This window comes from Acinetobacter rongchengensis (assembly GCF_003611475.1).
Lineage (GTDB): Bacteria > Pseudomonadota > Gammaproteobacteria > Pseudomonadales > Moraxellaceae > Acinetobacter > Acinetobacter rongchengensis.
This window is the reverse complement of the sequence record NZ_RAXT01000009.1, coordinates 1-14,552: the sequence shown is the minus strand read 5'-3', so window position 1 is coordinate 14,552 and position 14,552 is coordinate 1. Positions and strand designations below refer to the sequence as shown.

The window sequence follows — 14,552 nt, the reverse complement described above, 5'->3', positions numbered from 1 at the left end:
CATGTTTCAAACCTCAAGTCGATCTTGAACAATCAAACAATGCATAATGTTCGATACAGATATCTTCATCATGGAATTGTTTATTGAAATATTTACAGAATTTCTCAATTTTGTGTTCTTGGTTAGGGACAGCCAACCAATAATAATCCTCGGCATAGATCAAAAGCAATTCAAAACCATGCATTTTTAGAACTGTTAAAATCTCTTCAAAAACAATATCAAAGACCTGATCTTGTACATTGTAATAACGCCCAATAATTGCTTTATGCTTTTCATAATGTGCAAAAATGGGTTGAGCGCGTAGCCGAATTGTACGCTGCACATGTTGAGCATCTAAACGATGATCTTGAAAAATAGCACTCCGTTCAATTTCATTTTCTTGGAATGCATGACGATCTATTTTCATCAGAAAAGCACGTAAATGATTTGCGACTTTTTCTGCAACCAACCAGCCTAAAAATTCCTCAAAATCTTTACGCTTTTTCTTTTTGGGTATTTTTCTCTCCAACAATTCAGGAAACCAATGCTGGAGTATTTTGAAAATCTTTTTATCATCCATTTTTTATACTTAAACTTAAGTTTTAGAGTGAAAATCCATCTTTAAATGAATTATATTTATGCTTTTTTAAATATTTATGACAAGAAAAATGACTATTTTTACATTTAACCTATTTTATTGTTCTTTTACAGATTGGCTGCTGTAACGTTTAAATATAAAATGCAATGAATTAAATATGATGTTTATGCGAATTTCGCATGCTGATAAGGATTTTTTAGATTATGGCATTATTTGCTGTTATCGGTTTAGGGAGTTTTGGTGGAGCGATTGCATTAGAACTCACCAATTTAAATCACGATGTGATTGGAATAGATACCCTTAAAAAAAATGTTGAAAATATCGCAGATCAAATCAGCCATGCGGTGATTGCCGATGGAACAGATGAACATGTTTTAGATGAACTGAATGTAAAAAACTGTGATGCTGTTGTGGTTGCGATTGGTGAAGACATCGAAGCCAGTATTTTATGCGTTTTACATTTAAAAAATTTAGGCATTGATAAAATCTATGCCAAAGCAAAATCTAAAGCACACCATATGATTTTGTCACATTTAGGCATTACGAAAATTATTCACCCTGAAGAAGACATGGGGATTCGAGTCGCGCAATCGCTCAGTTACCCAATGGTTCGACGCTATATGGCGCTCAACAATGATCGCTATATCGTTAAAATTGAAATTTCAGCAAAATTACAAGGCATGCAATTTCAGGCTGTCATGGAAAATACCCCTGATATCAAAACTTTAATGTTACAACGTGGCTCTCATGTACTTTATGAGATCGCACCTGGAACAATTTTACAAGAAAAAGATATTTTAATTCTTGAAGGTCCTGTAGAAATGTTAAGACAATTTTCAATACGATTCTTATAGTTGTGATCTATGCGTTTATCTAAAAATGAATTGGTCGATAAAAAACATAATCGTATTAATCTCAGTCCACCGAGCTTACTTGCTTTAGGTTTTTTAAGTTTCATCATTATCGGTACATTGTTGCTGAAACTTCCGTTCGCCCATCACGGCGAATTAACATGGATAAATGCGCTTTTCACTGCAACTTCTGCTGTCACCATTACAGGCCTTTCTGTGGTGAATATTGGGGATTCATTTACCACTTTTGGTCAAGTTGTGGTGATGTTACTGATCCAATGTGGTGGCCTAGGTTTTATGACTTTTGCGATTCTTGCGGCCTTGAGTCTTTCTTCCAAAGTTGGACTTAAACAGCAGATCATGGCACAAGAAACCATTGGACAAACCAGTCTCGCAAAAGCAACTTTTACCGTAAAAGGCGTTTTTCTCTATTCATTATTTTTTGAAGCGATTGGGACTGCAATTTTAACCATGGCTTGGTCACATCACTATGACCTTGATAATGCTTTTTTCTACGCACTGTTTTACAGTGTCTCAGCGTTCAACAATGGTGGATTTTCTTTATTTCCCAATAGCTTGATGAGTTTCTCTGACCAATACATGGTCACATTCACCATCAGTATGCTCTATATTATTGGTGGAATTGGTTTCGTTGTTCTGATGGATATTAAACGTGCCAAACGTTGGAAAAAGCTTTCAACCAACAGTAAATTAATTCTTTCAACAATTGCAGGATTAAATCTATTCGCTTTCATTGTGATCTGGTTAATAGAGGCATCTAACCCTTTAACACTTGCACCGATGTCAGTCGGTGATCAAGCATTGAATGCATGGTTCCATGCCACTGTACCCCGCTCTTCAGGCTTTAACAGTTTAGAAGTCGGCAATATGACCAATGCTTCAACACTCATTACCATGGTGTTAATGTTTATTGGGGGCGGGTCTTTGAGTACGGCGGGCGGAATTAAAGTCGGCACATTTATTATTATGATTTTAAGTGTGATCACTTTCTTAAAGCGTTCCGATGAGATTAGAGTTTTTGGTCGTTCAGTTTCGCATCAGGCCACTTTCAAAGCATTGGCCGTAATTGCCATCACTTCACTGTTGATTTTAATTGGTTTCTTCACGCTATTGATATTAGAACCCAATAAAAAATTCTTAGATTTATTATTTGAAGCCGTTTCCGCCGCCTGCACCGTGGGCTTATCTCGCGGAGTCACTGAGGATTTAAGTCCTGGTAGTTTAGTCGCTTTAATTTTTTTAATGTTCGCAGGTCGTTTAGGGCCTTTGACCTTGGCATATCTGATCGCAACACCAAACAAGAGCCGAGTCAGTTACCCGACTACAGAAATCCAAATCGGTTAAATACAGCCCTTAAAAATTCAGCCACTTCTGTCTTTAGAGCAAATACTGCGTCAAGACGATCTATTTTAAAGCATTAAATACTTAGAGTTAAAAACAATAAGCCCTTACTTGATGTCATGTAAGGGCTTATTTCAAAAGAATCGATGCTTAGATTAAAATGATTGGGATCTCAATACCAATTCATTAAAGACACACCTAAACCGACATAGGTCGCACGATGATTATAATCAATCAAACTTTCACCATAACCATCAAAGATTTGTAGGTTACCTCGAAGTTTTCCTTTAATCGGGAATGCCCAATCAAATTGGACTGCACCATGTGAATCATCACCACCTTTTAAAGAATGGCGTAGCATCAATGAAAAGTCATGCTCTTTCCAACGATAGAACGCAGTCATATCACCACGCCCCATATAATTTTTGATATCAGGATTATTGTCGTCGTTAAAGTCTTCTTCCATACGATACCAAGGACGTAGCATCAAAGCGAAGTTGTCTTTCTCAAAACCAAGATTCAACATGACACGATTCCAACTTCTTGAAAGCGGATCAGAACGTCCATTGGATTGATGATTTAAAGTAAGACCTAAAAGTCGACCATTCAACCCCAACAGATTATAGTTGGTACGGAATATTAAACTCGCTTCAGGTTCATAATTGGTTTCACGAAATGGTCGTGATTCTTCTGAATTATAAACTTGCCAACGAGATGACTGTGTATAGCCTAGCCACAAATCGCCATTCTTACCAAAAATATTTTCTACAGCTTTGGTCTTTAATGAAATCTGGAACTTTGCTTCCATTGATTTTAGATTTTGATCTTCTTCAACGTCATTTTGAGGATTTGGGCTGTTTGGAAATGAATTCTTTTCCGTTGTCCAAAACGCAGGTAACAAATAAACAGGCTGGTGTGCACGAATATTCCATGTGCCTAATTTACTGTCTTGCGAAAGTTCCCAACGTTTATCCAATAAAGAAGTATTCGGATCAATTTTATCGCCATGCACAGCAAATATATTCTCAGCCTTATCTTCAATCTTTTCCTTTAAAGTTACAGGTTCAGCTTTCTCAACTATAATCTCTTGAGCTGCGCGCTGTTCTGAAACAATGACTGGTGCTGGTTCACTTGGTGTTTTAAAAATTTTATCATAACACGCTAAACGGTCTGCATTAGACTCTAATGCAACACATGCTTGTGTACTTGCAGGATTAATCAATGCTGTATCATCCGCATGTGTAACCTCCATTAAACCAAAACTGAGCATCATCAAGATGCTCAGGTTTAATGGTGTGCGTTCAAAATTTTTGAACGACATACAACTCTCCAATTGATGAGGGGTTTATGGACAGACCCTAATTCACTTTTTTAATTTCAAAGCCTAAATTTTCTAAAGCTTCTTTCTTCGCAACAGGAGCAACTACAGCTCTTACTGGTTTTTGTTCAACCAAATAAGTTTGTGTCACACGCTTAAGGTCATCCATAGTAACGTTTAATAAACGCTCACGTAATTGCTTTCTAAACGCAGGTGTCCGTCCATGAAGCAATGCATAACATGCGGTAATTGCTTCACCTGCAGGCGAACCTGGTTTATCCATACTAGAGACCAGACCTAAAATTGCTTCTTCAAGCTGATAAGCGTGTTGCTCTTTGTTCAATAACCAATCTAAGCTTGCTTCAAAATCTTGGAATGTTTCAGCAAGACGTGGATCACGATAGCTATAGAAACGGAATGAGCATGCATTGCCGTCATAACTTGCACCGCCACCATACGCGCCGCCTTTTTCACGAATCGCACTATGCAAGAAACCATTGCGTAAATAACCCGCTAGAACCATCAATGGTGCTGCGTCAGGGTGTGCAACATCAACGGCTTGGTAAGCTGAAGCACAGAACTGAACATTGGCTTGGATAAGCCAAGCCTGATCTAAATTTTGAGAATTACTTTCTTCAAATTCAACTTCTGTTAAATACACAGGAGATTGATCGACTGCAAGCTTATCCCAAACCGTTTGCACTTCTTCAACCAAACGATCTGAATGATGTTCTTCACACACCAATAAAAATTGTTTTGGTGCAAGCATCAAACCACGATGAATCGCTTTCAATTCATCAATCAGTGCATTATACGCTGTGTCGTCATGCTCGATTTTTTCAACCAAGTCACCTAACCAATTCAGCGCGCCTAAACCTGTACTGTCATAATCACGTTTTGCCAAAGCACTCATATTACGAGAGGCAATTTGCATGGCATAACTATGCCCTGAACCTGATAAGCGTGAAGCCCAACGGGTTTTACGTTGTTGTAAAAGTTCGATAATTCGATCTTTCTCATCAAAACGTAACTGTTCAAAAGCTAACTTTAACAATTGAATTGCATCAAACTTATCTGCCAAAGACTTAGTCGTAAGCGTTAGCCACGCACTAATTTGACCTTTGTCATCGGTTTTAGAACGTAAAGATGCACCCATTCCCAAACCACCACTTACAGCAGTTTGTAATTGTTGTAATTCTAAATAATCATACTGCCCTGCACCTACTTCACCCATGAGAATAGATAACAAGTTGAAATATGGAGATTTTACAATTTGTTCAGGAATTTTAATCAACACTTGTTGATAATAAATACCATTGGTTCCTGCATGATACAAATTCAATGGTGTATCTAAACCATTTGAGATAATCTCACGCAATTGACCTTGTACAATCGCAAGCTCAGCGGGAATATCTTCTAGACCAACTTTTGGTAATAACGATAAATCATCTGGTGTTTCTTGGCGAACTTTTAAAGCTTCCGTTTGTGCAATAATTTCAGCCTTATCCGCTTCTGTTAGTGCTGCACCAATTTTGGCTAAACGTGCTTTTTCAGCTTCAGCTTCTTTTGCAGACTTGGTTGCATCTGGTACTAAAGTCATTTGCACACGATGTGGATTGTCCAATAAATGAGTTTGAATTAAATTCGACAACCACATTGGATCTTTTAGCTCTTCCTTAACACTGGCGATAGCGCTATCCACATCCCAAGTCTGAATTGGGTCATTGTGGTGGATTGCACTACCCAATCCATTCAAAATCAGCGTTAAACCATAAGGCGTACCATCACCACCAATTTCACGTTGATGCAATTCAATTTGATGCAAAATCGCATCAACCATGTCTTGATCCACAGGTTTAGAGGCTACATCTTGCAGAATATTTAAGACACCTGTTTTAAATTCTGCTGCATGTTCAGGATTTGAACCTTGAACACCACAGTAGAACGTCATTTCATAATTCGAATCATCTACACCCATAATTGGGCCAGTAGATTGTGCATAACCACAGGTTTCTAAATAATGACGCAGTGGCGAAGCTGAGTTTTCTAAAAGAACACCTTCAACCAAACGCATACCTAAACGCAATTTCACATCGCTGGTTTGAGGTAATAACCATGACAAGATGTGATAGGTTTTATCTTTTAAATCTTCTGCATCAACTGCATAGGTTTCTTGCACTTCAATCGGTGCTGTCAAACGCTGTTCTGCTTTAGAATAAAGCGTTTCACCTTTTGTAAACTTAGACAGTGCTAGCTTTTCAAACTGCTCTTGTAAATGATAAGCAGATTCATCACCAAAAGTCATAAATATGGCATTACTTGGATGGTAATGTGACTTATAGAAAGTGACTAACTCTTCGTAAGTCAAATCTGGAATATCTTTTGGATCACCACCTGAATTGTAGTGATAGGTTGTTTTAGGGAATAAATGATGAGCTAATTGGTGATAAAGCTGATCTGAAGGAGAGCTCATCGCACCTTTCATTTCATTGAATACCACACCTTTGTAAACAGGTTCACCATTTTCCAACTCGATACGAATACCTTCTTGTGCAAAGTCCAAAGGATTCAAATTGGCTGCAAAAGCGGCATCCAAATATACTTCAAGCAAGTTTTGGAAGTCTTTTTTGTTCTGCGTCGCAAATGGATATGCTGTCCAATCTGCTGCTGTAAACGCATTCATAAAGGTATTGAGTGAACGACGAATCATCAAAAAGAATGGGTCACGAACAGGGAATTTTTCAGAACCGCACAATGCCGTATGCTCTAAAATATGCGCTTCACCTTTGGAATCCATAGGCTGCGTACGAAATGCAACAAGGAAAACATTTTCATCGTGATCCGTTGCTAAGTGATAATGCATCGCACCTGTGACTTTGTGCTTATATTCTGAAACTAAAATGTCTAAAGCTTCAACATGGTGTTGACGTACCAACTGAAACGCAGGATGAACAGTTTGGGCTAAGGTTTCAGTCACATCTACAGTCATGCGATCTCCTAAATTAAATATTTATCTATAACTTTAAGTATAACGCAAAGTTAAATAAATGCGATTCATTCTTATCACTAATTCTTATTCATTTACTCGGATTTAAACACAAGACCACACTATTCATGTTGCTAATATACACTTGTTAAAATCAAAAAGTGATGAGAGCGAACAATCACCACTTAAGTCTGAACCGTAAATTAAATACAATAAACAATCTAAATCAAATATTTGAAATAGTTATAATTAGAGTGATTTTCTACAAATACATAGTTTTGTTTTTGATAAAACTGCGCAGCAACTTTAGTACCTGTAAATAAACACAAAGCTGAAAAATTAGGTTTTGCCCTTTTCTCAAGCTCTTGTAATAACTTTCTCGCCAATCCTGACCTACGATATTCAGGTAATACATAAAAACGGCGTACACGACCAATTTTATATTTTGCTTCAGCTTTATTGGCCTCCTCGTCATCACTCATTTGTATATTCAAACCACCACAAGCAACCAGTTTTTGCCCATCAAAAGCCACCAATAAAAACTCGCCATAACGATTAAATTGATTTGTGCCTTGCTGAAACTCATCGACAAGTTTTTGAATAAAATGGAAGCCTTCTTTTTCTGAAGCAATAACCAAATCCTGAATCTGCGAAGGTAATTGATCTACCTGTTGAATTAAAATATCCACACAACCTCCAATGCATTTATATGACAAATGTAATTGAAATTTATTCAACAAACTACTGCTAAGCTGAGCATTGGTGTAAACTTTGTGTTTTTAATGTTAAATGTGATGAAAAACATGGCTACAGTTGACCTTTTTGCAATTGGAAATGCACTCATTGACCAAGAATTTAAAGTATCTGATACGTTCATAAGCGAACAAAATTTGCAAAAAGGTACCATGCAATTGACCGATGGTGAAACTCAGGCTGAACTCTACAAGAATTTAAAAGCTAGCCAAGTTTACAAAGGTCAAGCTTCTGGTGGCTCAGCAGCCAATACCACAGTAGCTTTTAGTGCACTTGGTGCTTCAGCATTTTACGCATGTCGTGTAGGGAATGATGATTTAGGTACAATTTACCTGAATGGTCTAACTGAAGCTGGTATTCAAACCTCAATAAAATCAATCAGTGAAGGTGTAACAGGCACTTGTATGGTTTTGGTGAGTGATGATTCTGAACGTACTATGCATACTTATTTGGGGATTACCGCTGAACTGTCAGACGTCCAAATGGACTTCGAACCCTTAAAAACTGCACAATGGCTTTATATTGAAGGTTATTTATCGACCAGTGATTCTGCACGTGTCGCTGTAAAACAAGCACGTCAAATCGCTCGTGAAAATAATGTCAAAATCGCACTGACTTTATCTGATCCTGCAATGGTTCAATACGCACGTACTGGCTTAGATGAGTTGATTGATGACGGCGTAGACTTACTTTTCTGTAATGAACAAGAAGCCATGATGTATACAGAAACAACGTCTGTAGAAGCAGCTTTGGCTAAATTGAAATTACTAAGCAATGAAGTTGTCATTACATTAAGTGCAAAAGGTGCAATCGTTTCAAATCAAGAACAGCATTTTCATGTCCAAGGACGTAAAGTGATCGCAGTCGATACAAATGGCGCAGGTGATGCTTTTTCAGGTGCATTCTTATATGCCTTAAATCAAGGTGAAAATTTACAAACTGCGGCTCAACTTGCTATTCTTATTTCAAGTGAAGTGGTTTCTAAATTCGGCCCGCGTTTAGAAATTGCAGAATATGCCAATTTACTTGAAACATTTAAAAAGGAATGCGCATAAATGGCTGAAAAAATTGCAATGACTGAAGAAATTCAAGAGCGTACTGCACGTGCTTTTGACACAATGACGGGTGATACCATTTTTATTACCCAACGTGATGGTGCATTCTATGCTTACCAGAATGTATGCCCGCATTTACAGACGGAACTTGAATTTCTAGAAAATCAATTCTTAGATCAAGATGGTGAATATATTCAATGCTCTACTCACGGCGCACTGTTTGAGGTTGAATCAGGTGAATGTATTTCGGGACCATGCATGGGTGATAAACTTGAAAAAGTAAATATTGCTGTTCACTCAGATGGTGGTATTTATATCGTTGATTAATTGAATTATTTTAAATAATCAATACAGCTAAGGACTGTCATGTTGGAATTCTTATCGGAATCTGAATTAATGCCATTTCACATTTCAGTGGTGGCTCTTTTTCTGCTCAGCATGGCAGAAACCGCAGGCTATTATATCGGAATACGTCCAAGTACTTTTTTAAAGAAAATTTCCCCGCATTGGCTCATCGTTTCTCCACTGATACAGGTGAAGTTTTCTAAAGTATTGATTTTTGTTTTTTTGTTAATCAATTTTAGTTTTGCTGGTTATTTTCTTCAATTGGTCATGCACGCTACACAAGAACATTTTGTTGCGTGGTATTACGTTATCTTGCCAGCCTTAGTCATGGCAATATTTTTTACCGTGTTTATGATTCACTGTTTGGATCAGGTAATTAAACCAAAAGTTGTGACCAATAAAGTCAACCTTCTTGGTCGTTTAGCAACCGTATCCAGTGGCAATGCACGTCCTGGGTTTTCTGCTCAAGCACGTGTACGAGATGAGTATGGGCAATTGCATTATGTACAAGTGGAACCTGAGTTCGGTGAGTTAGAATTTCAGTCTCAAATTCTTTTGATTCGTTTTCGAAAGTCGCATTACATTGCTAAAAAAATTTCGATCTCAAACCATTTATTCACTTCTGAAAATTTTTAATCCTGCATAATTTTATACCCTACAAAGCTTATACCTGTAAAACGTGATACAACGAGACCTAGCACACTCAATGATCATTTTATTTATGACTCGATGAATTCACAAATGCGCTGCAGCAGCATTAAAAGCCGTTCAAAGCCGCTAAAAATTTAATACTCTCTCTTTTATCTTTTCATTCCTAGAAATACGCAAATTTTCATCATATTTGTACTTAAATTAAAGCCGATCCTCACCATACGCTCATATGCTGTTTTATAGAATAATCCTCGCATATCGTGCATATTCGTCAGATTTTAGAAGTTCACCTATAGCATAAGTAACATCTTTAACCAGTCTAATATTACCCACTCGATTCAAGATCATATCCATAAAATTACAATATTAATCAGACCCTCAGAGCACTAGAATAAAATAAAACACAAACACTATTTAAAAATAACCTTATTCTTTTAGTCGGATTATTCACTTAAATATAAACATTTAAACCAACCATTTCACTATGATTATTTTTACTCTATTTTTATTTTAAAAATTCTTAAAAATTAATCCAAACCAAATTAGTATGGATTATAAATTTAAATATTACCTTTTTAGTTGGTTTTAAAAAGATTAAATACAACTGTTTTAATCAACTTTTATTTTAACTTTATTTAGTTTATTTTTTAACAAATACTAACTTCAAGTTACTGTTTTACTTGAAATTAATAATATATTTTTATTTTAATCATATTTTCTATTTATTTTATGTAGTATTTTGTTTAATAATATAAAAGTAATTAAATTATAGGCTTTAACCATGAGCTTAAAATCAAACGATTTAAATCGTCGCCTAGTCAGAGAAATAACAATCATATTAATAATTAAGATTGTGCTTTTAATGACGATCAAACATATATGGTTTGATGCGCCGACAATTCCTAAAAATTTTGACAATCAAGTTGCTGAGCGTATCGCTGGCAGTCCTTCCCAAACCAAGGAGACACGTTGATGATTTCTGAAAGCGTGGTCGATCTTTCGCGGTTCCAATTTGCAATGACCGCGATGTATCACTTTATTTTTGTACCGCTGACTCTCGGTTTAGCTTTTATTCTTGCCATCATGGAAACCACTTATGTGATTTCAGGTAAAGAAATTTATAAAGATATGACCAAGTTCTGGGGGAAACTCTTCGGTATTAACTTTGCCTTAGGTGTTACCACAGGTTTAACAATGGAATTCCAGTTTGGTACAAACTGGGCGTACTATTCACACTATGTTGGTGATATTTTCGGTGCGCCACTCGCTATTGAAGGATTAATGGCTTTCTTTCTTGAATCGACCTTTATCGGTTTATTCTTCTTTGGCTGGGATCGCCTTTCAAAAGTTCAACATTTAAGTGTGACATGGTTAGTTGCGATTGGTTCTAATTTATCTGCTTTATGGATCTTAGTTGCCAATGGCTGGATGCAAAATCCAGTCGGTTCAGAATTTAATTTTGAAACCATGCGTATGGAGCTTGTAGATTTCGGTGCTTTGATCTTCAACCCTGTTGCTCAAGTCAAATTTGTACACACTGTTTCTGCAGGTTATGTTACTGGTGCAATTTTTGTTTTGGCAATCTCTAGTTATTATTTGTTGAAAAAGCGTGATTTACCATTTGCACGTCGCTCTTTCGCAATTGCTGCAATCTTCGGTTTAGCATCTACATTATCCGTTATTTTATTGGGTGATGAATCTGGCTATGAGCTTGGTGATGTTCAAAAAACTAAATTAGCCGCAATTGAATCTGAATGGGAAACACACCCTGCACCTGCTTCATTCACGTTGTTTGGTATTCCAAATCAAGAAGAACAACGCACTGACTATGCAATTAAAATTCCTTATGCAATGGGGCTTATTGCAACACGTTCTATTGATAAAGAAGTCACTGGTTTAAAAGATTTGATGGTTCAACATGAAGTACGTATCCGAAATGGTATGGTCGCTTATAGTGAACTTGAAAAACTTCGTGCAGGTGATCGCTCTCCTGAACTGATGGCATCATTTAAAGAAAATCAAAAAGACTTAGGCTATGGCTTACTTCTTAAAAAATATACACCAAATGTTACAGATGCTTCTGAAGCACAGATTAAAGCTGCAACTAAAGATACTATCCCTCATGTAGCAAGCTTATTCTGGTCATTCCGTGCAATGGTTGCTTCTGGTTTCCTCATGTTATTGCTGTTTATCTTAGCAACATTTGCCGTAGCTAAACGCAATGCTGAAAACAAACCATGGTTACTCAAGTTTGCATTGTTTGGCTTACCTTTACCGTGGATTGCAGCTCAAACAGGTTGGTATGTTGCTGAAGGTGGTCGTCAACCATGGACCATTGGTGAAGTACTGCCTACACATCTCTCTGCATCAAGTTTAAGCACAGGTGACGTTTGGGGTTCAATTATTGCACTAGCTGCTTTTTATACAGTATTGCTGATTATTGAGATGTATTTAATGATCAAATTCTCTCGTTTAGGGCCAAGTTCTTTACATACAGGTAAATACCATTTCGAAAAACTTGAAGCGAACACGAATGCAAATCACGCCGGGGAGACTCAATCATGATCGAATATGAACTTCTCAAAATTATCTGGTGGGTATTGGTTGGGGTCTTATTGATTGGTTTCGCCCTAACCGATGGTTTTGACATGGGATCAATGGCGCTCATGCCATTTGTAGGTAAAACTGACGATGAACGTCGTGCCGCCATCAATACCATTGCACCGCACTGGGAAGGCAACCAAGTTTGGTTTGTAACTGCTGGTGGTGCGCTATTTGCTGCATGGCCAATGGTTTATGCAACGGCCTTCTCGGGTATGTATTGGGCACTACTCTTAGTCCTATTCGCACTATTTCTTAGACCTGTAGGCTTTGACTACCGCTCTAAACTCACCAATACCCAATGGCGTACTTCATGGGATTGGGGGCTATGCATCGGCGGTGCTGTACCTGCATTAGTATTCGGTGTTGCATTTGGTAATATGTTCTTAGGCGTACCATTTACTTTAGATGAAACTGTACGTTCAACTTATACAGGTAGCTTCTTTGCCCTACTGAACCCATTTGCACTGGTCTGCGGATTGGTAAGTCTATCTATGCTTTGCGCACATGGTGGTGCATGGTTAATGTTGCGTACAGATGGTGACTTACGTCAACGTTCTGCTAAAGCAACACAATTGATGGGTATTATATTCTTAGTTTGTTTCTTAGGTGCTGGCGCATGGCTATATTTTGGTGGTATTCAAGGTTATACCTTAGTAACACCTTATAACACCAATGGCGTTGCTAACCCATTAGCGAAGCAAGTACTCACCGATATGAACCCAGGTTGGATGAATAACTATTCAACTTATCCAATCACCATGCTTGCTCCAATCGCTGCGATTTTAGGTGCAATCATGATCATCTTGGGTGCAGGAAAAAATAAGGCTGGAATAAGCTTCACAGGTTCTACTTTAGCGGTAACTGGTTCGATCTTAACTGCTGGATTTGCTTTATTCCCATTCTTAATGCCTTCTAGCACTAACCCAACAGTCAGCTTGACGATGTGGGATGCTGTTTCAAGTAAAAATACCCTAACCGTAATGACCGTTGTTGCTTCTATTTTTGTTCCGCTTATTTTGGCTTACACCACTTGGTGTTATTACAAAATGTGGGGCGTGATTACCAACAAACACATTCAAGATAATTCACACAGCCTGTATTAAGGCTGTGTCATAACCTAATTAATATCATTGGAGAATAAGCGATGTGGTATTTTGCTTGGATTCTTGGAGTTTTGATGGCGTGCTTTGCAGGTGTTTTAAGCGCACTTTACATCGAACATCATCAAGATTTGGATGAGGAATAAACCATGACAGAAATTGCAATGACAACAGAAGAAAACAAGCCGAACAAAATTGCGATGGCCATTTCATTTTTGATGGCATTGCCGCTTGCAAGTGTTTTATTAATTCACCCTGCCATGATGCTAGACGCCAATGGTCACTATAATCATAGTGCCTTGATGATGGTGATGATTGGTATTTCAGGTGGGTTTATTCACGGTGTAGGATTTCTGCCACAGTTTTGGGTTTGGAAATGGTTATTTAGCCCTTATATTGCATGGCCACTCATGCTTTGGGGCTATTACACTTGGCTCTTGACCTAAGCTAAAGAAATATGAAAACCCTGAAAAATTCAGGGTTTTTTTATTTTTTAGCTTTCAAAGTGTTTTTTTATAAAGTGCATAGGCATACATATCTTTCTTAAGATGACCAAAACTCTCTTTATATTTAGTTTCATTATTTAATATATCAGTCAAAATTCTTGGCGTAGATTGATGGTATAGCTTTGCAAAGTTTCTATAAGCTCCTTCAAAACTATTTATTAGTCTGACTGTATCTACATGTTTATTTTCAAAATTTATCAGCTGCAGTCTTTTTATAATTTCGACATTTAATTCTCTAAAATTATTGAATCTCTCTTCATCAAAGTCATTAGGCACTTTGTTATGAATAGACATTATCATCATATCTTCTAAAATTTTATCGGAGTTCACAGCAATTTTTTCAATTAAATTAAAAATTTCCTTTGCTTCATTAGAAATAACTTCACTGCCTTTTTGATTCGTCCATTTCGTAAATATTATTAATGCCGTTAAAGCACCAAAGAA

General features: G+C 37.2%; 15 protein-coding genes. 10 read left to right on the top strand and 5 right to left on the bottom strand.

The features are described 5' to 3' along the window. Positions 1-13 precede the first annotated feature (13 nt). Positions 14-559 carry a hypothetical protein gene (locus D7V20_RS06705; RefSeq protein ID WP_120383540.1) on the bottom strand — a complete coding sequence of 182 codons (546 nt, stop codon included), beginning with the start codon at positions 557-559 and terminating at the stop codon, positions 14-16. A 221-nt stretch (positions 560-780) separates the two neighbouring features. Between D7V20_RS06705 and D7V20_RS06700 the strand changes: the two genes are divergently transcribed. Both D7V20_RS06700 and D7V20_RS06695 read left to right on the top strand, forming a co-directional pair. Further along, on the top strand, positions 781-1,431 hold the full coding sequence (locus D7V20_RS06700) for a potassium channel family protein (protein ID WP_120383539.1): 651 nt from the start codon (positions 781-783) through the stop codon (positions 1,429-1,431). A 9-nt stretch (positions 1,432-1,440) separates the two neighbouring features. Then, positions 1,441-2,793, top strand: a complete 1,353-nt coding sequence (locus tag D7V20_RS06695; protein WP_120383538.1) for a TrkH family potassium uptake protein — start codon at positions 1,441-1,443, stop codon at positions 2,791-2,793. A gap of 169 nt (positions 2,794-2,962) precedes the next feature. On the opposite strand, the gene D7V20_RS06690 is transcribed toward D7V20_RS06695, so the two are convergent. From D7V20_RS06690 to D7V20_RS06680, 3 genes are all read right to left on the bottom strand, one after another. Then, positions 2,963-4,111 carry a phospholipase A gene (locus D7V20_RS06690; RefSeq protein ID WP_120383537.1) on the bottom strand — a complete coding sequence of 383 codons (1,149 nt, stop codon included), beginning with the start codon at positions 4,109-4,111 and terminating at the stop codon, positions 2,963-2,965. Positions 4,112-4,148: 37 nt separating this feature from the next. After that, complete coding sequence (locus D7V20_RS06685; RefSeq protein ID WP_120383536.1) at positions 4,149-7,097, bottom strand: insulinase family protein; 2,949 nt, start codon at positions 7,095-7,097, stop codon at positions 4,149-4,151. Between the two features lie 218 nt (positions 7,098-7,315). Next, a complete protein-coding gene (locus tag D7V20_RS06680) occupies positions 7,316-7,783 on the bottom strand; it encodes a GNAT family N-acetyltransferase (protein WP_120383535.1) in 468 nt (155 codons plus the stop codon). A gap of 114 nt (positions 7,784-7,897) precedes the next feature. On the opposite strand from D7V20_RS06680, the gene D7V20_RS06675 reads away from it, so the two are divergent. From D7V20_RS06675 to D7V20_RS06640, 8 genes are all read left to right on the top strand, one after another. Next, a complete protein-coding gene (locus tag D7V20_RS06675; RefSeq protein WP_120383619.1) occupies positions 7,898-8,902 on the top strand; it encodes an adenosine kinase in 1,005 nt (334 codons plus the stop codon). 18 nt (positions 8,903-8,920) lie between these two features. Continuing rightward, complete coding sequence (locus D7V20_RS06670; protein ID WP_120383618.1) at positions 8,921-9,229, top strand: Rieske (2Fe-2S) protein; 309 nt, start codon at positions 8,921-8,923, stop codon at positions 9,227-9,229. 39 nt (positions 9,230-9,268) lie between these two features. Further along, entirely contained in the window at positions 9,269-9,883 is a 615-nt protein-coding gene (locus tag D7V20_RS06665; protein ID WP_120383534.1) for an OB-fold-containig protein, read from the top strand. A 796-nt stretch (positions 9,884-10,679) separates the two neighbouring features. Then, on the top strand, positions 10,680-10,871 hold the full coding sequence (cydP, locus tag D7V20_RS06660) for a cytochrome oxidase putative small subunit CydP (RefSeq protein ID WP_120383533.1): 192 nt from the start codon (positions 10,680-10,682) through the stop codon (positions 10,869-10,871). Continuing rightward, positions 10,871-12,463, top strand: a complete 1,593-nt coding sequence (locus tag D7V20_RS06655; protein ID WP_120383532.1) for a cytochrome ubiquinol oxidase subunit I — start codon at positions 10,871-10,873, stop codon at positions 12,461-12,463. The genes cydP and D7V20_RS06655 overlap by 1 nt, the downstream gene beginning before the upstream one ends. Then, entirely contained in the window at positions 12,460-13,605 is a 1,146-nt protein-coding gene (gene cydB, locus D7V20_RS06650) for a cytochrome d ubiquinol oxidase subunit II (RefSeq protein WP_120383531.1), read from the top strand. The genes D7V20_RS06655 and cydB overlap by 4 nt, the downstream gene beginning before the upstream one ends. 41 nt (positions 13,606-13,646) lie before the next feature. Beyond that, positions 13,647-13,748, top strand: coding sequence for a cytochrome bd-I oxidase subunit CydX (gene cydX, locus D7V20_RS06645; RefSeq protein WP_004653762.1), 102 nt, complete (start codon positions 13,647-13,649; stop codon positions 13,746-13,748). A 3-nt stretch (positions 13,749-13,751) separates the two neighbouring features. Further along, on the top strand, positions 13,752-14,048 hold the full coding sequence (locus tag D7V20_RS06640) for a cyd operon YbgE family protein (RefSeq protein WP_120383530.1): 297 nt from the start codon (positions 13,752-13,754) through the stop codon (positions 14,046-14,048). Between the two features lie 54 nt (positions 14,049-14,102). On the opposite strand, the gene D7V20_RS06635 is transcribed toward D7V20_RS06640, so the two are convergent. Continuing rightward, a partial coding sequence (locus D7V20_RS06635) for a hypothetical protein (protein ID WP_120383529.1) occupies positions 14,103-14,552 on the bottom strand: 450 nt, incomplete at its 5' end.